General features: G+C 55.8%; 14 protein-coding genes. 7 read left to right on the forward strand and 7 right to left on the reverse strand.

Going from position 1 to position 22,620, the window contains the following annotated elements; translation table 11 throughout:
- Positions 1-100 precede the first annotated feature (100 nt).
- Positions 101-949, forward strand: coding sequence for a TIGR02147 family protein (locus tag B7994_RS06680; RefSeq protein WP_088637687.1), 849 nt, complete (start codon positions 101-103; stop codon positions 947-949).
- Positions 949-2,211 carry a carbohydrate binding domain-containing protein gene (locus B7994_RS06685; protein WP_088637688.1) on the forward strand — a complete coding sequence of 421 codons (1,263 nt, stop codon included), beginning with the start codon at positions 949-951 and terminating at the stop codon, positions 2,209-2,211. Before B7994_RS06680 ends, B7994_RS06685 begins: the two co-directional genes overlap by 1 nt.
- Positions 2,212-2,231: 20 nt before the next feature.
- On the opposite strand, the gene B7994_RS06690 is transcribed toward B7994_RS06685, so the two are convergent.
- Complete coding sequence (locus B7994_RS06690) at positions 2,232-3,116, reverse strand: GGDEF domain-containing protein (protein ID WP_088637689.1); 885 nt, start codon at positions 3,114-3,116, stop codon at positions 2,232-2,234.
- Positions 3,117-3,420: 304 nt separating this feature from the next.
- Between B7994_RS06690 and B7994_RS06695 the strand changes: the two genes are divergently transcribed.
- Together B7994_RS06695 and B7994_RS06700 are read left to right on the forward strand one after the other, a co-directional pair.
- Positions 3,421-7,932, forward strand: a complete 4,512-nt coding sequence (locus B7994_RS06695; RefSeq protein WP_158213098.1) for a fibro-slime domain-containing protein — start codon at positions 3,421-3,423, stop codon at positions 7,930-7,932.
- Positions 7,933-8,002: 70 nt separating this feature from the next.
- A complete protein-coding gene (locus B7994_RS06700) occupies positions 8,003-8,425 on the forward strand; it encodes an SPOR domain-containing protein (RefSeq protein WP_233143094.1) in 423 nt (140 codons plus the stop codon).
- A 58-nt stretch (positions 8,426-8,483) separates the two neighbouring features.
- Here B7994_RS06700 and B7994_RS06705 read toward each other — a convergent pair whose 3' ends face one another.
- Positions 8,484-12,575 carry a hypothetical protein gene (locus B7994_RS06705; RefSeq protein ID WP_088637691.1) on the reverse strand — a complete coding sequence of 1,364 codons (4,092 nt, stop codon included), beginning with the start codon at positions 12,573-12,575 and terminating at the stop codon, positions 8,484-8,486.
- A gap of 36 nt (positions 12,576-12,611) precedes the next feature.
- Positions 12,612-13,478: a glutamate--tRNA ligase family protein gene (locus B7994_RS06710; protein ID WP_088637692.1), complete on the reverse strand. Its 867-nt coding sequence runs from the start codon at positions 13,476-13,478 to the stop codon at positions 12,612-12,614.
- Between the two features lie 122 nt (positions 13,479-13,600).
- Here B7994_RS06710 and B7994_RS06715 point away from each other — a divergent pair, with 122 nt between their 5' ends.
- Together B7994_RS06715 and B7994_RS06720 are read left to right on the forward strand one after the other, a co-directional pair.
- Positions 13,601-14,191 (forward strand): hypothetical protein, encoded by a 591-nt coding sequence (locus B7994_RS06715; RefSeq protein WP_088637693.1) that lies wholly within the window; start codon positions 13,601-13,603, stop codon positions 14,189-14,191.
- A complete protein-coding gene (locus B7994_RS06720; protein ID WP_088637694.1) occupies positions 14,191-14,781 on the forward strand; it encodes a PolC-type DNA polymerase III in 591 nt (196 codons plus the stop codon). Before B7994_RS06715 ends, B7994_RS06720 begins: the two co-directional genes overlap by 1 nt.
- Here the strand turns inward: B7994_RS06720 and B7994_RS06725 are convergent.
- The 4 genes from B7994_RS06725 to B7994_RS06740 form a co-directional block, all read right to left on the reverse strand.
- Positions 14,771-15,895 (reverse strand): glycoside hydrolase family 3 N-terminal domain-containing protein, encoded by a 1,125-nt coding sequence (locus B7994_RS06725; protein WP_088637695.1) that lies wholly within the window; start codon positions 15,893-15,895, stop codon positions 14,771-14,773. The genes B7994_RS06720 and B7994_RS06725 overlap by 11 nt on opposite strands.
- Positions 15,896-18,421 (reverse strand): DNA topoisomerase III, encoded by a 2,526-nt coding sequence (locus B7994_RS06730; protein WP_088637696.1) that lies wholly within the window; start codon positions 18,419-18,421, stop codon positions 15,896-15,898.
- Between the two features lie 3 nt (positions 18,422-18,424).
- Entirely contained in the window at positions 18,425-19,558 is a 1,134-nt protein-coding gene (locus B7994_RS06735) for a glycosyltransferase (RefSeq protein WP_088637697.1), read from the reverse strand.
- A 623-nt stretch (positions 19,559-20,181) separates the two neighbouring features.
- Positions 20,182-21,048 (reverse strand): glycoside hydrolase family 26 protein, encoded by an 867-nt coding sequence (locus tag B7994_RS06740; protein ID WP_233143097.1) that lies wholly within the window; start codon positions 21,046-21,048, stop codon positions 20,182-20,184.
- Between the two features lie 215 nt (positions 21,049-21,263).
- Here B7994_RS06740 and B7994_RS06745 point away from each other — a divergent pair, with 215 nt between their 5' ends.
- On the forward strand, positions 21,264-22,580 hold the full coding sequence (locus tag B7994_RS06745) for a GntR family transcriptional regulator (RefSeq protein WP_088637699.1): 1,317 nt from the start codon (positions 21,264-21,266) through the stop codon (positions 22,578-22,580).
- Positions 22,581-22,620: the final 40 nt, after the last annotated feature.

Raw genomic sequence — 22,620 nt, forward strand, 5'->3', positions numbered from 1 at the left:
CAAAATTTCTTAAATAATGGTTACGAAATTGGTTACTTGGGTAAACGCGAAAGTACATTTATTTTTGCATTTCTCAGATTGATACTGCTATCTTATAGGTATGGACAACGGAGAGAAAAAAATATTAACCGAACCGGATGTGCTGCAGTACACCAACTTCAGGGTGTACCTTCGCGACTACTACGAGTACAAGAAGCATACGCAGCCCTCCTTCAGTTTGCGGTTCTTTGCCGAGAAGGCGGGGCTTTCTAGCCACGCCCACTTGAAGCTTACTATCGACGGCAAGCGCAACATCACGAAGGGGACCGTGCTCAAGATCATCCAGGGTCTCGGTCTCGAAAAGCAGAGGGCCGCCTATTTTGAAAGCCTCGTGTTCTTCAACCAGGCTCAGAACGACACCGAAAAGCAGGTCTACTACGCGCAGTTGCTCAAGGCAAGCCCGCGTTCCAAGCTGCACAAGATGGACAAGGCCCAGTTCCGCATCTTCAGGGAATGGCACCATTCCGTGATTCTCGAGATGGTGGGCCTCAAGGGCTTCAAGCCCATTCCCGACCTGGTCAGCAAGCGCCTTCGCGGTCTGGTGACGCCGTCTCAGGTCACCGAATCCTTGGAACTTCTGCTGGAAACGGGCCTTCTGGTGAAAACCGCCAACGGATACCGCCAGCGTGACCCGCTCCTTACCACCGACGACGAGGTGCAGGACATGATGGTCAAGCTCTATCACCAGCAGATGCTGCGCATTTCGAGCAACATGCTGAGCTCCCTCCCGAGTGCGGAACGCGATGTATCTGCACTAACGTTCAGTATTAAGCGCGAAGATTTCCCCAATTTGAAGAAACATATCCAACTCATGCGCAAGGAACTACTAGATTTCTCTGCAAAGCCCGGCGAGGGTGATGATGTGGTGCAGGTGAATATACAGCTGTTCCCGCTGACTCGAGGAGTGTGATGCGGTTTAATGGGTTCTTAGCGTGCTCCGTGCTAGCGGTGTCTTTCTTTATCGGATGTTCTTCCGGTGGAGGTTCGGAACCTCTTTCTGGAATTGAGATAGGAAACCCCGCGCTCGCGCTGACAGCTGACTTCTCGGTAGACTATGCCGAGGTTGTTCCTGGTTCGCTCCGCAAGCAGGCCAAGGACGAAGAACCGGTGTTGCTTGATTCATTTGCAATGGAACTGGTCGAAGTCCGCTCGTATTCAAGTTACTATGTGGCCGTCTCCAACGATATCAAGGAGAAGGGCCGCCCGGTCTGGCCTAGCGAAGACGTTCCCGAGTCCCAGCTGCCGATTTCGTTCACGGAAGGTACCTCGGTCGACGAGCCGTTCAAGTCCATCAACCTCGACGACGATGGATACCTGAAGGAAATTGGCGTGTCGTTCCAGCCCGAGGGGCCGAACTCGGTTATCCGTGGCCGCGTGCTGCTCGATGGTGAGTACGTCCCGTTTGAATACGACCTCAACGGGTTCCAGCGGGTCGGTATGCGCTACCACCTCTCGCAGATTGACTTGTCATCCGACAGTGTTGCTAATTTGTCTGTAGCGTTCCACGTGCGTTGCTTTACCGAAGGGGTAGACTTCTCCAAGGCGGAAGTCTCCGATGACGGAATCATCCACCTGGACAATGCGAATAATATTACACTGTGGCAGGCCTTGAACAAGAACTTCGTTCCGAGTTTCCGCCCGCTGCGTTACAGCTATACGGATGCCCAGGGCATGGCTGTTGAAGACTTCGTGAAGGATATTTGGGATGGCGTGATTGGCGCGATGAGCGATAACACCATTCGGAATGGAGACTTCTCTAACGGCCTGGACTATTGGATATTCTTCACGCAGTTGCGCGGTGTCGCTACGGCTACGGTCCTTAACGAAAAGGGCGGCCACGTTCTCAAGATTGATGTGACTAACGGTGGCAGCAATTCGTATAGTGTACAGCTGATTCAAGAAGACGTGGCCCTTGTCGCCGGCAAAAAGTACAAGTGCGTGTTTACCATCTGGTCGAATGTCGAAGGTCAGATTACCGCCCGTATTGGCACGTACGATGACTACGAGACGGTGGGCTTCATGGAACACCCGATTGTGAAGACTTCGGGCCACTCGTTCGAGAAGGAATTTACCCCGAGCGAGAGCACGCCGTTTGCAAGGTTCGAACTGAACCTCGGCAAAAAGGAACGTACGTTCTACATCAAGGACATTAAAATCTACCGCTTAGAGTAGAAATTAGGAATAAAATGAAACTACCCGAAGGCGACGCGATTGCGACCGCCTTCTTTCGCTATATAGAGCAGCCTGTCGGATTCGGCAATCATCTCTTCGATCTTCGGAATTTCTTCGCCCTGCTTGGTGCAAAGCCCGAGCGAAATCGTCACCGGGATAATGGTATCCTTCCACGAGAAGCGGTGCTTCTCGATGGCGGCGCGCAGGCGTTCTGCGCTCTTGCGGGCGTCTTCGGGCCCGATGCCCGCGAGCAGCAATAAAAATTCTTCGCCGCCGTAGCGGGCGAGCAGGTCGCATTCGCGCTTTTCTTCGTTCAGTATGCGGGCGATTTCCTTTAGCACCATGTCGCCGCACTGGTGTCCCCAGGTGTCGTTCACGTGCTTAAAGTGGTCTGCGTCCACCATGATGGTGTGGACAAAGTAGTTGTTCCGGCGGGCGAGAGCGAGCTCACCGAGGCTCCTGTCAAAAAAGTTCCTGCGGTTGCTAATCTTGGTGAGCGGGTCGATGGTCGCCGCCTCGTACAGCGCGCGGTCAAAAGCCTCTTCGCTCTTGTCCTTGAATTCGACCTTCATCACCATCTTGCCGAGTTGCAGGCGGTTGTCCGAGTCGAGCACGGTACGGGTGACGGGCTGCCCGTCTACGAACGTGCCGTTGGTGCTCCCCAGGTCTTCTACCGTCACGTTGATGCCGTCGAATGTCAGGGTGCAGTGCTTTCGGCTCACGAGTTCATCGTCGAGCCTGATGTCGGCATCCTGACCGCGGCCGAGGGTAACCGTCCCCTTTTCGAGGGCGATCTGCTTGAACTGCGTTTGCGGGTACAGGATAATCAGGTGCGGCCTCAGTTCGATCTTTTCGAACTTGATGGTCTTGCCCGGGGTGACGATGGTCTGGTCGAGGTCCTGCATAGTGGCTCCGTTGTTGTTTTAAAATGTAGTAAAAGACCTCCTCTTGTGATGACTTCCGGCCCGTTTTTACAGGCTTGTAAATTTTGAGTAACAAAGCGGATGCCGTTTTTTGTGATTTTTCACACGGGAACTAGTTAATTCACTTTTTGTTTACAAAAAAAACCGGGATTTAGGCAAAAAAAAAGAAAAATTATTGGCTTTTTGGCAAATAAAAGAATAAATTTGAGGACGGTGTGGCATATAAAAAAGCCGGTCTTTTTGGTATGCTTAGTTGGAAGGAAAACCATTGATGGAAACAAAAACGATGAAAAACACAAAGAACAGCTTGTGGAAGTGGGTGTTGAGCGCCTCTCTCCTGTTGATGGCTGCCCAGAGTGCGTGGTCTGCATGTACGGGTACATTGCACTTCAAGAAGCCCGATGACTGGCCGACTGCATTTTTCGTGGCCATGAACAACATCCCTGATCAAGCTGGCAGTAAGGGTGGAATTGCGGCTACAAGATATAATGCCGCAACGGGTTTTTATGACTATGACTTGTCCTTGGCAGGTCCTGAAGCTCAGGAAACAATGTTCGCCCTGCAGACCCTTGCGGAAACATCGGCAGCGAAGCCGATGCATTACATTCTCTCTAGCGTGTGGGATGGTTCTGCCGCCTACGACCCGAACGTAGCGAAGAATGGCCGTGACATCGCCTGCCCGTCGGTGAAGGGCGCTACGGATGTCTGGGTGATGGAACACCCCAAGAAACCGGGTACGACGCTTGTCCAATACACCAAGCCCAATATCAAGTATTTCTACGTGCTCGTTCCCGATAACGCGGAATGGAAGGGCACCGTGCCGATGTATTCTCCGGATGGTACCTATGCCAGCCGTAAGGAAATGAGGGCCGACCCCAATATGTGTGGTTGGTACTATGTCGTGTGGCTCGACGAAACCCTGCCGGACAACTTGATCATCCTTACGGATGGTGACGAGGAACTGGACGAGGCTATCGGCCTTGATGGTGCCGATGCGGATGCGCTGACGCCGTTCCCGATGCAGACGTTCTTCGATGCCTTCCCGGATGCCGACAAGATTTATTTTGTTGCCGATTTCGACGAACTTGACGATCCTTCCACCAAGGGTATCTTTACGACGGACCCGGGCATTGAAGGAACCTGCTCCTACAAGCTGGCCGCAATCCTTTATGATACCGATGCCTCCATGCATGGAGCCTTTACCTGTGACGCTTACCCCAATGTGGCTTCCAATAAGTGCTATTCTGCAACTGCCAAGTATAATTACCCCGGCAATGGACAAGACAACACTGTGCCCTGCATTGGCGTAACCACGGGAATCGTCAATTCCATCCTGGATACGGCTACCAGAAAGCCTGTCTACAATGCGGCTAGCGGATGCTTTGTCAGCCAGGAAGCTTTCGATGTCATGTTCAAGGAAACTCCGGGTATTAACTCCCAGCACTGTCGCGACGTGGTGTTCAAGCTCGCGAAGGACGGCCTGTGGGAATACGATAGCTATAACGAACCGACCGGAGCCTTTACTATCCTGAACGACCTTGCGGACTCTGTAAGACTCGGTACCTGCGCAGGTGATTGTAAGACAGCCGCTACGCTGCGTGAAGGCCTCGGTAACGTGAGGTATGGTATCGGTGAACAAGGGCAAACACCTACTCAAAATGGAATTTCACAGAAGGCTCAGACGCTCTTTCCTGGTGTTTCTGACTGGTCAGCCATTGAACCGACAACCGGCTTGCCATACATCGACCTCTATCCGGTCTCTGATAAAGAATTTGGCGATGGTAAGCATCCTAACGTTTACGACAACTCTACCTGGGATGCCCGTATCAAGGGCGATAACAACCAGATGTTCTGCTTTGAGTCCCACGCCAAGTTCACCTACCGCAACGGCATGCAGTTCTCGTTCCGTGGCGACGATGACATTTGGGTGTTTATCGACTACAAACTGGCCGTGGACCTCGGTGGTACCCACCTTGCCGCTCCGGGCTATGTCAAGCTCGATACCCTTAACGGCCTGCATGGCAAACTGGTGCCGGGCCAGGATTACAACATCGATATCTTCTTCTGTGACCGCCGTACCGACATGAGTAACGTGCGTATCAAGACGAACATGTACATCAAGCAGGCTACCGGTATCCAGCTCGAAACGACCCCTGTGTCTAGCGGTTTGCAGTTGGGCATTTGCGTGCTCAAGACTGGCGCCGGTGACTGTGCCTCCGTCGCTCTCGGTACCGCTGGCGGTGGCCAGGAAACGACCCAGGAATGTGGCGATGCTATCTCGACGAACGTCAATTACTCTATCGTGACCAAGAAGGGTGGCTTGAACCCGACGGGCTGCAGCGACTGTGCCGCACTCCCGCTCGGAGGCATTGTCCATGGTGGTATCAACCTCACCAACCCGAAGGTCCCGATTATCGATGTGGACAAGATTACCGGACTTGCTCCGGGTACCTACTATCTGAAGATTACGGTTGACGGCAAGACGGAACCGTTCAAGTTCAAGGTTAAGGGTAACCTCGGCCTTGTCACCAAGGATGTCACGTTTGACAACGTTGACGGTGAAATCGGCCTCAAGTATGATTCTGGTACGCAGTGGAAGTTTGTCGGCGAGTCCCTTGCCGGTAAGCGCATCCCGATTTACATCTCCGCTCCGGATGAATACGGTGGAGTGGATATCATTTCCGCCAAGGGCCAGGCCTACGAACTCAAGCTGTCGGCGGGTGCAACCCTCTACAAGACGCAGGACGGCACCGAGCCTCTCACGATCCCGTACACCGGCAGGGTGAACGACGACGGTATCGATACCTTCTGGGTCGATGTCCCGCTGGCCGGCCTCACGGCCTCCCCGACAGAGATTACCGCCACGGTTGGCCCGACCAGCGCTACGCTCAAGTTCTATGCCCCGCGCCTCGTGTTTGCTAACCCGGATTCTACCGATGCTGCAGGCAATGTGATTACCTGGTCGCCGATTAATCCTCCTGCCGACCCGAATGTCGACGAAAACGGCGAAGAATACTTCCACTGGGTGAGCGCTGATGTCGACTTCTACCTGCTGGTCGTAGACCCGTCTACAAACGAGATCTGTAAGGAATGCTACTACGCTCTTGACTTCGTTGGCAATTCTACTTCTACGGGTATCGTCGGTTCCGGACAGTACACATATGCTGACGGCACTACAAAGGACGGTAACCCGGTTATCGGATTCAACGAGGGCGTGTACCTTATCCGTATCCGTTCGAACCAGGAATACGCGACCGAGGCGGCGAGCATGGTCATCGGTTCTCCGGACTGCCCGCTCATCAGTTCGCCCTATACCAACATGCACTTCTACAAGCCGCCTGCACCGATGCCGCTCATTGTCGACATGTTCGACGTGAAGGGCGAGCCGCTTGGCGAAATGAACATTCCGACCGACTTCCATATTGAATCTGCTGAGTACCTGGATGGTAAGGCCGACTCCATGGCTATTATCTATGACCGTGCGTTCCATCCGGACTCTATCCCGACTTACATCTGCTTGAAGTTCGAAGACGACAGGAGCAGGCAGAAGAAGATCAATCCGTACGAAATGGGCATTTCCAACAACAAGAAGGATACGGAAATGTGGTGCTCCACGCAGTTCGATTCTACTGCTATCCGCGTCGCATACACCAAGAGCCCGGATAATGGCCGTACACTTGCGTTCGCCATCGATTCCACCTTCACGGCCGACGTGAAGACCTTGGTGAACCCCGAAGACAAGATTGCCTCGTTCACGGTTTACAAGTGGAAGGGCAAGGAAGCCAAGACCTTCTTCGAGAAGGGCCTTACCGACCGCATGGCTCCGATTATCATCTCGGCCCGTGCAACGAACGAAGGCGATGGCGGCATGTTTGACCAGGTGAAGATCGAAGTTTCTGAACCGGTCGTGGTTACCGATGCGTCTAAGGGTAAGGAGGCATTCTCCTACTACCTGAACTCCGCAATCGATATCGCTGACCCGCTGCAGCGCTACATCCACGTGAAGTCTCAGGCTAGCCCGCAGGACCGTAGTGCTACGCTGACCCTGCGTTACAACAACTCTGACCCGAACAGCCCGACTCCGCACGTGGGCGACTACATCCGCTTCCGTGCCGACACGTTCATGTGGACCGATACCCTGAACGGTGCTGCTGCCGGTGCCGATACGCTGCGTCAGCCTACGGATGCCGACTGGCACTGGAACTCTCCGACGAACTACAATTCGACGGACCGCCTGCCGTCTCCGTGGGTACAAGTCGTGGGTGACGCCAAGATTGCCGTTACGACAATCAGCTACAACTACGCCGACCCGAGTTCTGTGAACGATACCACTCCTGTGGGCAATGTTATCCCGATCAAGACGAGCGACAACATCGACTTCGTCAAGGAAAACTACCCGGGTACGCTTGGCCACTTCGTGCAGTCCGACATGGGCTCCATCATTGGGTCCAAGGAAGAATATGCCACGGTCAACAAGGGTGATGTCAAGTTCTACTACTCTGTCGATTACTACACGAACCTCGGTGCGTTTGTTGCCCACCAGGGCGGCTCGATCGCCTGTACCGATTCGTTCTTCTCCTCTGACCCGTCGCAGAACCTGCCGGGTGACTGCGTCAAGAACCCGCGTAACTTCTACATCTCCTGGAACATGGTTTCCGAGAACCACCGTCTGGTGGGTACCGGTGCCTACATCACCAAGTTCACGTCTTACGTGAAGCTTGGCGACAAGGGCAAGAGAGCCAAGAAGGAACTGACCGAAGTCTGGGGCGTGAAGCGCGGCAAGGGTAAGGTGAAGTAACACTTGTCCAGACCCACATAGTTTTGTAACCCCGCCCCTGGGCGGGGTTCTTTTTTTCTACATTTAGCGCATGCGAAATTTTGCTATTTGCTTCTGGGCCTGCGCACTCCTCGCGTCTATCGCGTGGGCGGGCGACCCGACCGACATCGATTCCCTTTTCCGTGGTAAGGAATACAAGCCCGAACTGAGTCCGTCGCTCCGCGACACGACGAACGTCTCGGCCACCTCGATCCCGTCGAAGGCTAAGGACGGCAAGGAATCCAAGGGTAACGGCTATTACGTGCTGCAGTTCGAAGCCGTGGGCGATTTCGATGCGGCAGAACGTCGCAGGGCTCAGATTGCGGCCTCTACCGGCTACAATATCCAGGTGGTGTTCGAGGCTCCGTTCTACAAGCTCCGTGGCGGTGGCTGGACCAGCAAGAAGGCCGCCGACGACAAGGCCCGCGAACTCTCTGTCTATAATATTAATGCGCTCGTAGTCAAGCTGCGCTAATACATTACGCTTCTATGAACAATAAACGCCTCGTATTGACGAGGCGTTTTAATTTTTCTTATTCAAGCCCGAGCAACTGCTTGATGGCGAATTCATCCATCGATGCAGGTAACAGCGCGCGTTCCTCGGGCGACACGTAGGCGAATTTGCGCTCGCTGGCGGGCCGTGCGCTCCTGTCCCTGAGTACGACTGGCGTGTCCTTCGTGGAGTAGAAGAACTTTCCGGTCTTGATGAACTTGTGCCTCTGGCACCCTTGCTTGATGGCCTCGTTCAGCGCCTTGAGGATCATCGGGCCTGCGCGGTCCACGTGGTGCAAATGCAACAGGCGCGAAAGCAGAAGCTCTTCGTGGATGGGGGCTTCGTGGTCTACGTAGAACTTCATCTGCACGATAAGCGCGATGGCGTCGAGTTCCGCGATGGGTTTGTCGTGTGCGGTACCCTCGATTTTCGGGTGTATCGCCTGGTACGGTACCGTCGCGATTTCCGGAGTGCTCTGCGCGGATTCTTCGCTGGAATTTTCTTCGTCGGAGGGAGGCGGCGCCACGCTCTGCTCGATAGCGATCGTCGTGACGATGTGGCTTGCCTCGTCGTTGTACGACACGTACCAGAACGGAGTCCAGATGGTGATGACCTTCCAGCCCAGCTGGCGTAGCATCACGGGGCGCACGTATTCGCGGTCTTCTACGGATTCACGGAAGCGCTCGGTGGTGCAGTCGTCCTCGATGACGGCGAGAATGCGGTTGCTGTTGTTCGCGTCGATGACGATAGGCCCGACCGGGATGCCGCTGCCGGCGAAACTCGGTTCGACCTTGACGTTTTCGTTTGCGAGCAGGTCCATGACCTGCGGGCGCAAGACGGAATCGGCGATATGCGAGTCGTTCGATGCCGGGACGCTCTTTTTCGCAAGGTAGACAATCCAGTCGCGGAGCAGTCCGGGCTTGGCATTCGCCTGAATGTCGATATCGTGCTTGGTGGAGAACACCTGCATCTCGTGACGGGCGAGCGTGGTGCAGACGGCAAGCTTGCGTTCGGCAGAATTCTTGTCGATGCCTTCGGGTTCGGCAAGTACGTAGATGACGTCGCGGAACTTGTCCGTGGCCCTGTCGGGTGTCTTCACGTAGAAACTGATGGCCGGGCTTGTCTGCGCGAAGAACATGTCGGCAGCGGAACCCTTGGTGACGAGCGCCTTGATGGCGGCCTCGATCTCGTGGCAACGCGCTTCGCTGAAGGCGATAATCCCGAGGGTCTGCCCGGGGTGCTTTTCGGCGTGCTGTACCGCGGCCTTCGCGATGTCCTTTACCTTGTCTGCAATAATCTTCAGGGAATCGCGCCGCGGGGTCTTTTTCATCGGGAGCGGGAACTGCTTGATGCCGCCGTTGTAGATGCGGTCGTTCGCAAACTGGAACAGCGTGGGGTCGGAATAGAAATCCGAGAACCAGAGTTCGCGCGTGGGGATGCCCCTGCGTAGTGCCGCCGTCATGATGTTCTCGAGGAAGAACGTCGTGTGCGGGGGAGTCACGTCGAGGAAGGCGTCGAATGCCTGCTCCTCGAGGGTCGGCACGTGCGGGTTGCCGATAAGGATAGTCTTCTTGCCCTGCAGTACGAGCGGCATGGCCTCGGCGACCGAGATGCAGTCCGCGTCGAGGAGGATTACGGTATCGTACTGGTAGTCCTTGCTCTGGGTGAACGCCTCGTCGATGTTCAGTACCGTGAGTTTGCCGGTATCGGCGATGGCGTGCACTTCGCGGAAGTTCGCGTTGCAAAGTTGGTCGAGCAACGTGCGGTACTGCTTACTCTGCTGCGTGTGCGCCTTGGGGGCGCATGCGAAAATCTCGGGGAAGTTCTTGTTGATGAGCTGCACCTGGGTGCCCGCCCAGGCGTGCGTGCAGGCCTGGACAATTTCGTCGCTGATGGCGCCCGGGTTCTGCAGGTATTGCCGCAGGCTCTTGCAGCCGTATTCCTCAACCTGGTTGAAGAGTGCCGTGAGCTGCAGGTGCGATTCGAGACTGCCCCAGCTTGTTTTCCACTGGCTAATCTTTGCAAGGCATTTGTCAAAGCTCAGGCTTTCGAGCGGGGTGTCGAGCCCGAGTTCCTTGGTGAGGATTCGGGTTGTCGAGAGCAGGTCCTGGATGCTCTGGTCAAAGTCGGCAAACTGCGGGAACAACTGCTTGAACTGGTGCCAGTGCTCGAGCAGGGAGAGCATCAGTTCCAAATGCGGATCGTCCTTGAACTTCTCGCGGAAGTTGTACAGGTAGGTAATCTTCGCGTTCAGGGTTACCCAGTTGGATTTCTCGTAGAGCCAGTCCTTGCCGAGCAGGTGGTTGCCGAGAACCGCGGTATCCTTGTAGGCGCGCTTGTTTTCTTGCAACTCGATGAGCGTGTCGATAAGGTCGAGCAGGTGTGCATCCGATGTGACGTCTTTCGGGTGCTTGAGCACCTTGAGCAGGCGCTTGCGCGAATTGCGGTAGCGGTCGGAAAGGCCCTTGAGGGTCGCCTTCAGGCTGTCCTCGAATTCGTCACGGAACGAGAGGATATTCTCGTCGACGGCGTTGTCGGTGTAGATGTCGGATGTCTGCCTGTGGTAGCGGACCCAGCTGTCGCCGGCTTCGGGGAGCGCACGCAGCGTGTCCTGGTAGGCGCTCCAGCTGGAGGACTTCAAATCCCAGTTCTCGAATTCCGGAGTGTTCGCGTCGAAGTTCTTGCGGATGAGCGCGATGACCTCGGCGAGTAGCGGCAGGTATATGCCTGTCGGGAAGAAACTCTCCTTTTCGAAGAGCTCTACCAGCGGGCCGAGCGTCTTGGCCTTTTCTTCGGCTTCGCCGAATGCCTTGAGGATCTCGTCGCGCTTTTCTGGCGGTAGGTCGTTTGCGGTGACGTTCTCGAATGTCCTGCGTGCAGTAAGCCCGTTCTGCTTGAAGTAGATGTCTACAATCTGCTGTAGCGTATTGCGCAGGGCGTTGAACTGCTTGTAGTTGAGCGTGTTCGATTCCTGGAAAATCGAATCCATGTACTTGCCGCGGATTTTCGGGGTCTGCGTGAACTCGGCAAGGATATTGGTGAGGCTCGTCTTCGAGGGCTCGACCTCGCGGTTCACGGCCCTGTAGTAAGAGGCAAAATAGTTCCTGGCCGCATTCACCTGGTCGACAAGCGTATGGCGTTCGGGGCCGGCGTACGACCTGAACGGCGGTTTCCATGTCTGGTTGAATGTCTGCTGCGTGACGGCACGGCGCGTGATGACGAGCGTGTCCTTGCCCTTGGAGAGGGATTCCGCGACAATGTTTGCGGCAACACGCATCTTCTGCGTACCCGGGAGCGACTGGATGGCGTAACCGAGCGTGTTCTCCTGGAGCGCGTCGATGGTGACCTTCGTCGTGTGCGAGTCCGTGGTGTAGAGGAAATGGTGCTCGGTCGGGTTGAACAGCTGGTCGAAATCGGCGTCGTCAAAGACGGATTCCTTGACCTGGAAACCGTCTTCGCCTAGGAGCGAACTCACGAAGGAGTTGCTGTCGATACGCTTGTCGCCGTAGAAATCCTCCATGTTCTTCTTGAGGCGGAGCCTGCTGGAATTGAGGAAGGCGAGGCAGATGCCGTGGCGAGTGAACTTCCAGTTGCGCTCGGAGGCGACGGCCTTTTCAAAAAGTGAAAAGTAAAGCTGGATGTTGAATTGCCCGTTGACGGTGGCGTCTTCGGCCTTCGGGAGCGACATGTCGGCGAGCCTTTCGCGGAGCACGATGTTCTCCAAGGGCGGCATCTTCGAAAGCGATAGCGACTTGAAGTCGGGACTCACGTCGACGGGCACGAGCAGGGTCGGGGCGAGCGCATTGCCGTCCCATTTGAGGAACCCGAGGAGCAGGTACAGGTCGGACTTGCCGAAGTCCTGGGCCTTGTCCTTGAAAACGCGGGTAAAGAGTTCGGTACGTTCCTTTTTCTGCTGGGCGGTAAAGCCCTGCGATTCGGGGAGGAAGGAATCGAGCGGGAGTGTCGAACCGGATTGCAACCACCTGTCATAGAAGGCGTCGCCTGCCTCGAGCAGGAGCGGCGTCTGGAACTCGTACTTTGTCGAAAAATGGAGCAAGCGGTCCTTGTTGTCATAAAGGGCTGCTTCTTGACATATCTTCAAAACGACGGACGATGGTGTAACGTGCGACATGCTATGAATATAAGATTTTTTCGTGTTTTAGAGTGTTTACAGAATCTGATATATCAAATAAATAGCATCGGCAAGCCCGATAGGCGCGGGCGAGGCGGCAAGGCCCGCCTTGAAACATACCCGCCCGAGTAGCGTTTCCCTGCTTAGGCCCGCTTCGCGGTCCTGCCGCAGGCTGTGGGCGAGCTCGCGCTTGGAAAGCTTCTTGCCGGCCGTGTCTACGATAAGGGGGTGGTGCAGGTATGCAGGCGGCGTCTCGCGCCCGAGCATGCGCATCAGCGCAATCTGGCGGGCGGTAGAACTCAGGATGTCCTCGCCGCGCACGACATGCGTGATGCTTTCGTCTATATCGTCGACGCATACGGCGAACTGGTAGGTCCATTGCCCGTCGCGGTCGCGTATGGGGAAGTCTCCGCACTGCTTTTTCGGGTTCTCGTCGAAGTCGCCGAGCCGCAGGTCGTGCCAGTGGATGGTCTCGTCGGGAACGATGACCCGCAGGTTATGCGGTGCGTCGGCTGCGTGGGCTTCTGCGGCATGCAGGCACTTCCCGCTATAAACGATTTCGCCGGTCGCGCTCTTGGGGTTTTCTGCCTCGAGCTGCTTGCGGCTGCAGTAGCAGGGGTAAACGAGGCCTTCGCGCTTGAGTTTTTCGAGGGCTGCCTCGTAGACGGGCTTTCTGTTACTTTGTATGCTGTCGCTGTCGTATTCGAACCCGAACCATTCCAGGTCCTCGTAGATGCTCCTGATGTATTCGGGGCGTGCGCGGCTCTGGTCGTGGTCTTCGATGCGTAAGTGGATTGAAAGGTTCCATTTTTTCGCGGCAGCCCACACGTATAGAGCCGAAAGCAGGTGGCCTTCGTGCAGGTAGCCCGTGGGGCTTGGCGCAAATCGGATTTTTCCAGGCATGCGCGGAATATTAGAATTTTTGCCCTACGGCTAGGGAAAATATTTATAACAGAATCGTTTTTGATTGTTTTTATATATATTCTTGGTGGTTAGGATGGTAAACCCGTAAACAGGATTCTTATATGCAGTTTAGCTTTTTGCGCTCTCTATGCCTTGCCGTATTTGCCGTAGCGGCTTGCGTGGCGCCATCCCTAGCAGAAGACATTATCGCTACGACCTCCAACGGTTCTACCGTAATCTTGCACGACAATGGCCGCTGGGAATACTACCAGAACAATGCGAAAATCAGGGACGTGCGTGAATCCGCCGTGCCGAAGGATGCGCGCTTCGAGGTTTCCGTGATGTACGAGGGCGCCGACAAGGTGAAGAAGAACGTGCGCATGGCGCTCGAGGCGGACTTCGCTACCGAAGAAGAAATCCGGGATAGCCTGCGCAAGGTCCCGAAGGGCGGCTACATCTATTTCCAGGTCCCGACCAAGCAGATCAAGCCGGGCTTGGTACGTGAACTGACCTACTCCATCTACGATACGGGAAAGAATCCGATATTCACGAAGACGGTGCGCGATACCGAAGCGAAGGCCAGCGAAGATGCCGGAGTCTCGAACCTGCTGGTCGTGCCCCTTTATGGGCGCCCCAAGGCCAAGGTGATGAAGGCCCGCGTCGAGGACCGCAAGAATCATGCAACGCTCGATATCGATGTCCCGGTCAGGTAATGGAAAACCTGAGTGAACTAAAATTCGCCGTCGTGGACGTAGAGACGTCCGGCGGAGCGGGTGACGAGAACCGCATTACCGAAATAGGGATAGCCCTGCTCGATGGAGTCGAGCAGGTGGGCGAGTTCCATAGTCTCGTGGATCCGGGTGTGCCGATTACGCCGTTCGTGCAGAACCTTACGGGCATTACCGACGAGATGGTTCGCGGAGCCCCGCAGTTCCAGGCACTTGCAGAAGAGATTGCCGAACTTCTGGACGGGCGCATTTTCGTGGCGCACAACGTGATGTTCGATAGTAAGATCATGCGGACAGAGATGAAGCGCTGCTGCATTGCGTTCGACCCGCCGCGCCTCTGCACGGTGAAGCTGTCGCGCAAGGTTTTCCCCGGGCATGTGAGCTACAGTCTGCACAACTTGACCGAGGCCCTCGGGCTGCCGGACTTTAACCACCACAGGGCGATGGCCGACACGCTTGCCTGTGCCGAGATTCTGAAACTTGCCTACAACAAGGTCGGCCCGGAAAAGATCCTGAAAGAGGTGAAGAACCTCTCGAAGCCCAAGAAGGCGCGGATCATAGTCTCTAATTCCTGATAATCCCTGCCCGGAACTTCATCTTTAGAATTCGGGCGACGGATTTTTCGATACGGATAAGGTAATCCTTATTTTGCTGGGCGAGTTCGACCAGCGTGTTTTTCATGTCGACCGCCTTCACGGGGTAGGTCGTCATGAACATGTCGTTGCCGGCATCGAGCGCGGCCATCACGACCTTCCTGAATTCGGATGCGGGGTAGGGGTCCTCGAGGGTGTCGGTGCCGCTTATCCATGAACGCAGATTCGTTCCCCACAGGTCGTCGGTAAGTACCACGATATCGTCGTCGATGTCGTGGGCCATCTTCACGATTTTCGGTTCAAAGACTGCGGGCGCGTTTGAGATTTTCCTGTAGCGAACGCTGCTCATCATGATGATGGGGACATCCGTGGCGAGCGCCTTGAAGAACTCGACGTTGTTGCGGATGGTCTCTTCGGTCGCCTCGCTTTCGGCCATTTGCAGATCGCTGTTCGTCTCGCTGTCGTAGCCGGGGAAATGCTTCGAGGCGCTCGTTATGCCGTTTGCCTTCATTCCCTTTACGAATGCGCGAACCTTGTCTGCATTCCCGATGCCGCCCCAGGAACGGCCCCAGTGCTCCATGAAGGTCTCCTTGCCGTTGATGTCGGAGGGCGGGTCGATTGCGGGGGCGAGGTTCAGGTTTATGCGGATTTCCTTGAGCGTGTTACCGATTTCGCCTGCGATGCGCTCGATAGCCTCGGGATCCAGCTCGCGTAATTCCTTTGCACTCGGGGTCTTTTCCCACTTGCGGTCGATTTTGCCGATGCGGCTCACGCTGCCGCCTTCCTGGTCGATGGTGACGAGGAGCGGAACCTTCGCCTTTGTGGTGATGCTGGTGAGGGTGCGCCCGAACTGCCTGACGTTTGAGAGGTGCGGGTTCATCACGAGCACTCCGCCGAAGTGGTTCTCGGTGACGAACTTCGGGGTCGTCATGTACACCATAATCATCTGCCCGACTTTTTCTTCGAGAGTGAGCGAGTTCCAGAGGCCGAAAAGTTCGGCCGGAAGGTTGTACGGATTGTTCGTTGCCGAAACCTGCGCCACTGCCATGGAACAAGCTATCGCGATGGCCAGTATTGCAGAACGGACGGAGTGCAATTATGCTTCCTTTTTCTTGAAGAACCGGCGCGGCTTGAACTCGCGCGGCGGGAAGTCAAACTTGAGTTTGCCCTTCTCGAGCGTGAGGTAGGCGTCGAAGAGCCTGCGCGTCTTGTTGCTGCGGAAGCCCTTGATGAGAGCGGTCTTTTCGCCGGCGAGGAGCTTCTTGATTTCTTCGAGCGGGATTTCCTTGCCGAGGAGCACCTTGGGCAGGTTCAGGCCCGAGGGCTTCTTGTCGATGTAGCTCTGGCTCACGTAGCCGGTGAGCGTCTCGAACATGTCGGTGTTGTCGATGGGGGACTTGCCCACCTTCTCGCCGATCTCGATTTCTTCGGGTTTCTCGTCGAAAACGAACTCGATCTTGTTCTGGTCGTTGATAGTGAGCACCGCGGTGAATTCTGCGCCGCGCTTGCTGCGGAAGCCGGTCAGCGGGCCAATCTTACGCTTGGTGAGGAGTTCCACGATTTCTTCATCGGTCAGGTGCTTGCCGCCGATCATCTTGCGGATGACGATGCCGTCTTCGGTGGTGTAGCGGCTTACGGTCTCGAACACCTTCTTGCCGTTCACCGGGCTGAACTTTGCCTCGCCGGTGGTGTTCTCTTCCTTGAACCCCTTGATGTTCTTCACCATGTTCTTCGTCATGTCGACGATTCCCTTCATGAAGTTCTCGCGGGATTCTTTGCCCTTGCTGATGAGGTCCATCTTGTATTCCCACTCGCCGGTGAGTTCCGGGCTCGTGAGGGCCTCGCAGTTCATGGCCGAGAGCACCTTGATGAGGTCGAAAGCCTTCGCCGTCGGGATCATTTCCTTGCCGTCACGGACGACGTACTTGTCGCTTACGAGTTTTTCGATGATGGCGGCGCGCGTTGCCGGCGTACCAAGCCCGCGCTCCTTCATGGCGTCGCGCAGCTCGTCGTCCTCGACGAGCTTGCCTGCGCTCTCCATCATGGAAAGGAGTGTGCTTTCGGTGTAGTGCGCAGGCGGCTTGGTAAAGTCTTCTTCGGCGCGTATGTCGAGCGTCTTGGCGGCGTTACCCTTCAGTTTCGGGATGTTCGATTCCTCGTCGCTATCCTTGCCGTAAACTGCCTTGAATCCCGGGTCCACGAGGATCTTGCCTTCGGTAATGAACGTCTCGCCTTCGACGGTCGTGATGCGGGTGGTGTTCAGGTACTGTGCCGGCGGGAAGAATACCGCGATAAAGCGCTGGCAGATCATCGTGTAGATTTTCTCTTCGGCTTCGGAGAGTCCCTTCGGGGTGACACCCGTGGGGATAATGGCGAAGTGGTCCGAAATCTTCGTGTTGTCGAAAACCTTCGGGGTACGCTTCACGTAGTTCTTGTCGAGAGCCTCCTGCGCGAACTTGGCGAGCGGGCCCTCGATTTTCCCGAGGGTCGCCTTCACGGGGGCCACATAGTCTTCGGGCAGGCAGCGGCTGTCGGTACGCGGGTAGGTCGTGGCCTTGTGCTTTTCGTACAGGGCCTGAGCAATCGAAAGGGTCGTCTTCGCGCTGAAGCCGAAGCGGTTGTTGGCCTCGCGCTGGAGCGTGGTGAGGTCGTAGAGCTGCCCGCACTTCTGCTGGCTGGGGGCGGTCGTCTCCTCGATCTTGCCGGGTTTGCCCTTGCACTTGTCGAGGATTTCCTCTGCCTTCTTCTCGTCAAAAATCTGCTTGACGCGGTCCTTGCCCTCTTCCTTCGAGGCGGTGAACCACTTGCCCAGATAGGCGTTGCCGTCGTTGTCGAAGTCGGCCTCGACGGTCCAGAACTTCTGCGGCTTGAACTGCTGGCGTTCTTCTTCGCGCTTCACGATGATGGCGAGCGTCGGGGTCTGCACGCGGCCGCACGGCGTAATCTGGAACCCGCCCATGCTGCTGTTGTACGCGGTGAGGCCGCGGCTGCCGTTCATGCCTACGAGCCAGTCGGCTTCGCTACGGCAGAGGGCCGCATTTTTCAGGTTTTCCATCTCCTCTGCGGTGCGAAGGTGCTCGAAGGCATCCTTGATGGCGGCAGGCGTCATGCTCTGCATCCACAGGCGCTTGATGGTCTTGCCCGTAAACTTGCCCTTGAGCACGTAGTCGAGAATGTAGAAGAAAATCAGTTCACCTTCGCGGCCCGCATCGCATGCGTTCACGATGGTCGTCACGTCCTTCCTCTTGATGAGCTTGCCTACGATGGAAAGCTGCGACTTGGTGGCGGGCGTGGCGACGAGCGGGAACTTCTCGGGGAGCATCGGGAGCGTCTTCATGTCCCATGCCTTGTAGCGCTCGTCTATATCTTTCGGGTCGGCGATGGTCACCAGGTGGCCGATGGCGTGGCTCACGATGGTCGTGTCGCTTTCGTAAAAACCGTTGTTCTTCTTGAACGACTTTGCACCGAGGACTTTCACGAGGTCGGCGGCGACGCTCGGCTTTTCGGCGATGATGAGGGTGATTCCCTCGCCGGTAGCCTTGGCTGCCTTCTTCGTTGTAGTCTTGGTCGCGGTCTTTGCCGCAGTTTTTGCACTTTCAGTCGTTTTCTTAGTCGTTGCCATTGCTTATTTCCATTTGAAGCGCCCGAACAGGCCGAAGAGTACGGCCAGCACGGTAAAGGGGGCGTGGATGATTTCGACCGGGATGCACCACTTGAGCAGGTGCTCCTGCCGGAAAATCCTGAGCCCGCGTAATATTAGGACAAGGTCGCCGACGCACTTGGCCACGAAGGTGGCCGCGAAGGCTATGAGAATTTCGAGGCTGAACGGCGCGAGAATCGCCGCGACACACTGCATGGTGAGGAACAGGAACACCATGCTGAGCACGAACACGATTTTCGGCGTGTAGTAGATGGTTTTCGAGGCCCAGCGCTTGCGCTGTTCCCAGAGTTCGTGGAGTGTCTCCTTGCCGCTTGTGGTCACGAAGGTAGATTCGGCGATGCAGTAGCGCATGGCCCAGGGGCGGTCTGCGGCGAGTTTCTGCATCAGGAGGTCGTCGTCGCCGCTCTGGATCTTGATGACGTTGTCGAACCCGTGGACGCTCTTGAAGAAACTCTTGCGGTAGGCGAGGTTGTTGCCGGTACTCGTGAGGGGCAGGTGCATCGCGAGGCCCGCGGTGCCTGCCACGCGGTAAATAAGCGTCTCGACAGCCTGCATGCACACGATGACTTTCGACTTGCCGGGTTCGGTCGGGATGTAGGAGTGCCCGGCCACGAGTTCGATACCCGGTTCGAATTCCCGGACGATTCCGGCGACCCAGGTGGGCTTCACGATGCAGTCGGCGTCGGTGAGGCAGAGGATTTCGCCATCGCAGGCTTCGATGAGCTGGCTGAGAGCGTGCTTCTTGGGGCTAACTCCCTCGGGAATCTCCCTGATGGTGAGCACGTGCAGCCGCGGGTCGCGCGCTGCATACTCCGCGAGGATTTTCGGGGTGTCGTCGTCGCTGCGGTCGTCGGCGACCCAGACTTCCCATTTGCCGGCGTAGTCCTGGGCGAGTACCGAATCGAGGGTAGCGCGGATGCCCGCCGCCTCGTTGCGGGCAGAAATCAGTATGCTCACGTCCGGCTTGGGCTCCACGTCGGATTCCCCTTCGCGCACGCCTCCCAGGGCACGGAAGAACCGCACCTCGAGGGCCAGGTAGAACAGCCCGAAGGTGACCAGCAGGCCGATGACCGCGTATGTGAGTACTGTCCAGAGCATTTTTTCGGGCAAAATTTAGTTCATCGAATCGGAATTTTGGACTGCGGGTGCCGGAACGGGACGAAAATTCTTGATACATATATATATGTTAATGTATCGGCGGGTGGCAGACGTGAAAAACGCGGCCCGAAGGCGGCTGATGTCTACCGAAGGCGGTTGAAGGCGGTTTGAAGGCTGAAAAAGTGCCGGCGCCGCGCCTTTTACGGACTGACGACGGGTTGACGGTGTAAAATGTGCGCCTTTTACGGACTAACGGCAGGGGGTAGGGTGTTTAGTCTGTAAAATATCGCGAAAAGTGACGAGTTTTTAGTGCTCCTTACGGACTAAAGACCGAGGGGTGGCCGTTTAGTCCGTAAAAAAGTCGCGCTTTGGCACCAAAATGCACCGATTTCGGGCATAACTCCTGCAAAATTACGGACTAAAGGCAGGGGGGTGGGCATTTAGTCCGTAAATCGCTGCGAAAAGTGACGAGTTTTTAGCGCTCTTTACGGACTAAAACCCGAGGGAGGCACGTTTAGTCCGTAAAAGCCGCTTCTTGCTCGCAAAAAAAAGAATTCCGGGCTTTTTTCAAAGCCCGGAATAGGGTTTTTTAAGGAGAGAACGTGTCGTTTAAGGAGAAACTTTTACCCTGCGAGTGCGTTGACGCCCGCCTTCCAGGCGTCCACGGCGGCCTTCGACGTATCGAGCGCCCAGTCCGCCTCAAAACTCTTGCTCTGGCTGAACCACATGATGGCGAAAATCTTCGGGAATTCCGCGGGCAGCACCTTGAACATGTCGGCAATCCACTCGGCCTTGCTGCCGCCCGATTCGGTGCACGAGGTTTCCGCGATGAACACCGGCTTGTCGATGTTCGAGAGCGCAGTGTACGACTTCTTGAATACCTGCGAGAAGCTCTTCCACCGGGACCAGCACTTTTTATTGCCCCAGTTATAGCCATCGATGGATATGTAATCCACGTATTCGTCGCCAGGGTAGGTACCCGTGAACGTCGTGTTTTCGCCCACGTTCGAGGAGTTGGTCGTCCAGACCCACTTTACGTTATCGACGGATTCTTCCCTGAAGATCCGCACGATGTGTCGGAATGCTTCCGCAACGTCCTCGTCCGTGTTGCCTGCGCCGAGCTTGCCTACGCCCCAGTCGTACCAGTCGCCGTTTGCTTCGTGCAGCGGCCGGAGCCAGATTTCCTTGCCGTAGCTCTTGACGCCCTTGGCAAAGTGCTGGATATAGGGGTCGGCTTCGCCCTCGATGATCTTGTGTGCGCTGTAGCCAGTCGGCATCCACGTGACAACGAGCGTGGAGCCGTTTTTACGGGCTGTTTCCGCGAACTGCTCGACCCAATCCCAGCAGTTGACGTCGAATTGCGCAAAAAGGCTCACCAGGTCGATATGACCGCCTTGCAGCGCCTGGAAGGATTGGATGTTGTCTTCCGTGGGTTGCGGATAGAGACCTGTACCGCCGACCCACGCCCCGAGCAATAATTCTTTTTTCATATAACCTCCTTGCATTGTAAAAGATATTTTATCTCGGACGGTGGCCGCACTTTCGTTTTTTTTATTATTTTCCAAAGTGTATCTAGTGTTTCAGGTGATTGTGATTTGAAACACGGTATAGACAAATTATTTTGTGATGTGCGTCATACGAAATTTAGTACGTACAAGTGAACAATGTTGTCTGCAATACTCGAGACCGAAAAAAGGAGGCTCAAATGACGGTGGAAGAAATCTGTAAGTGGCTAGAAGCCTCTAAATTCAAGGATGGCGCCAGGCTTCCGTCTGTCAGGACAGTGGCTGAACGGTTTTCGACGTCGACCTGTACGGTGTTCCGCGCCTACCGCAAGTTGATAGAGGCCAAGAAGGCTTACGGTGAACACGGCAATGGTTATTTCTGGGGCGCGGCGAAGGTTGCCGTGCCGGAACCTCTCGTGCACGAGCAGGTCGTGGAACGCCTGGAACGCTTGCTTCAAGAAGACTGGAAGTCCGGACGTTTTTCTACGGATGCACCGCTACCGACAATCAAGGAACTTTGTATGCAATACGAAACGTCGGTTGGCTCCATGAGGCGCACGCTCGAAAAGTTGCGGGCAGAAGGGATTCTCGCGCGCCGTGGCCGCGGTCGATTCTACTTCCGCACGGTGCAGGCGCAGAAGGCAAAGGAAATCCTTTTGGTAATGCGCTCAAACCCGACGGGGGATTTTTATTGCCTGGGAGATCGCGAACTCGAATTCATGCAGAAAGTTTATGCTGAGGCCGAAAAACGCGAGTTGCGTGTGCATGTACTCGGTTACCACGAGGATTCAGGCAAGTTCTTGGATTCGGCGGGCAAAGCCGTGTTGCCCGAGACATTTCGCGATGCCTTCGGGGCGATACTCTCCACGATGCTCGTCTTTAAACCGAACCGCCTCTTTATGCTTTTTGCAAGGACGCGCTTCCCGATATCGGTGTGGTGGGAACACCCGCTTTCCGAAATTCCGCGTGCCCTGAAGAAGGAACCGCGGTATGCCTTCTTTAACCTCGCCTTCGGCGAGTTTCCGGGCCGCTCCGTAGGGCGTTTTTTGCGTGAACGCGGCTGCATGAATGTCGCCTACATTTCGCCGTATCATTTGAGTTCCTGGTCAGTCGACCGCCTGAATGGTCTCAAAAAGTCGGGCCTGCATGTTTTCGAGGCGGTGGATGCCGAACGCGCAAGTCCGTTCGAATTCAGCAAGGAACCTCCGGCATTTTTTGAAGAAGTTGTCGCGCGCCTTGCGGCGAGTGCCCCCCAAGATGTAGATGCCTGGGTCGTGGTGAACGACGAGGTCGGCTGCGCGCTCCACCGCATGTTCCTGCGCGGCGAACTTGCGCGCCCGCCCTATGTAGTTTCGTTCGACAATACGGTGGACAGTTACCGCATCCGTCTGGATTCCTTCAAGTTCAATCTCGATACGCTTGCCGAACAGTCGGTGTTCCATATCGTTTCGCCGGGAGTCACGCTGTACGCCCGCGACGATTTCCGCGAACTCTCTGGCCGTGTGGTGGAGAAGTAGGCCCAAATCCTTGACTTTGCCCCCCGATTTTATTAAATTT

It is taken from the genome of Fibrobacter sp. UWR2, from assembly GCF_002210285.1.
Taxonomy (GTDB): domain Bacteria; phylum Fibrobacterota; class Fibrobacteria; order Fibrobacterales; family Fibrobacteraceae; genus Fibrobacter.

Bases quoted from the DNA above. Each gene is read 5' to 3' on its own strand.
- B7994_RS06680 (WP_088637687.1), top strand. From the start codon at position 101: ATGGACAACGGAGAGAAAAAAATATTAACCGAACCGGATGTGCTGCAG.
- B7994_RS06685 (WP_088637688.1), top strand. From the start codon at position 949: ATGCGGTTTAATGGGTTCTTAGCGTGCTCCGTGCTAGCGGTGTCTTTC.
- B7994_RS06690 (WP_088637689.1), bottom strand. From the start codon at position 3,116: ATGCAGGACCTCGACCAGACCATCGTCACCCCGGGCAAGACCATCAAG.
- B7994_RS06695 (WP_158213098.1), top strand. From the start codon at position 3,421: ATGAAAAACACAAAGAACAGCTTGTGGAAGTGGGTGTTGAGCGCCTCT.
- B7994_RS06700 (WP_233143094.1), top strand. From the start codon at position 8,003: ATGCGAAATTTTGCTATTTGCTTCTGGGCCTGCGCACTCCTCGCGTCT.
- B7994_RS06705 (WP_088637691.1), bottom strand. From the start codon at position 12,575: ATGTCGCACGTTACACCATCGTCCGTCGTTTTGAAGATATGTCAAGAA.
- B7994_RS06710 (WP_088637692.1), bottom strand. From the start codon at position 13,478: ATGCCTGGAAAAATCCGATTTGCGCCAAGCCCCACGGGCTACCTGCAC.
- B7994_RS06715 (WP_088637693.1), top strand. From the start codon at position 13,601: ATGCAGTTTAGCTTTTTGCGCTCTCTATGCCTTGCCGTATTTGCCGTA.
- B7994_RS06720 (WP_088637694.1), top strand. From the start codon at position 14,191: ATGGAAAACCTGAGTGAACTAAAATTCGCCGTCGTGGACGTAGAGACG.
- B7994_RS06730 (WP_088637696.1), bottom strand. From the start codon at position 18,421: ATGGCAACGACTAAGAAAACGACTGAAAGTGCAAAAACTGCGGCAAAG.
- B7994_RS06735 (WP_088637697.1), bottom strand. From the start codon at position 19,558: ATGCTCTGGACAGTACTCACATACGCGGTCATCGGCCTGCTGGTCACC.
- B7994_RS06740 (WP_233143097.1), bottom strand. From the start codon at position 21,048: ATGAAAAAAGAATTATTGCTCGGGGCGTGGGTCGGCGGTACAGGTCTC.
- B7994_RS06745 (WP_088637699.1), top strand. From the start codon at position 21,264: ATGACGGTGGAAGAAATCTGTAAGTGGCTAGAAGCCTCTAAATTCAAG.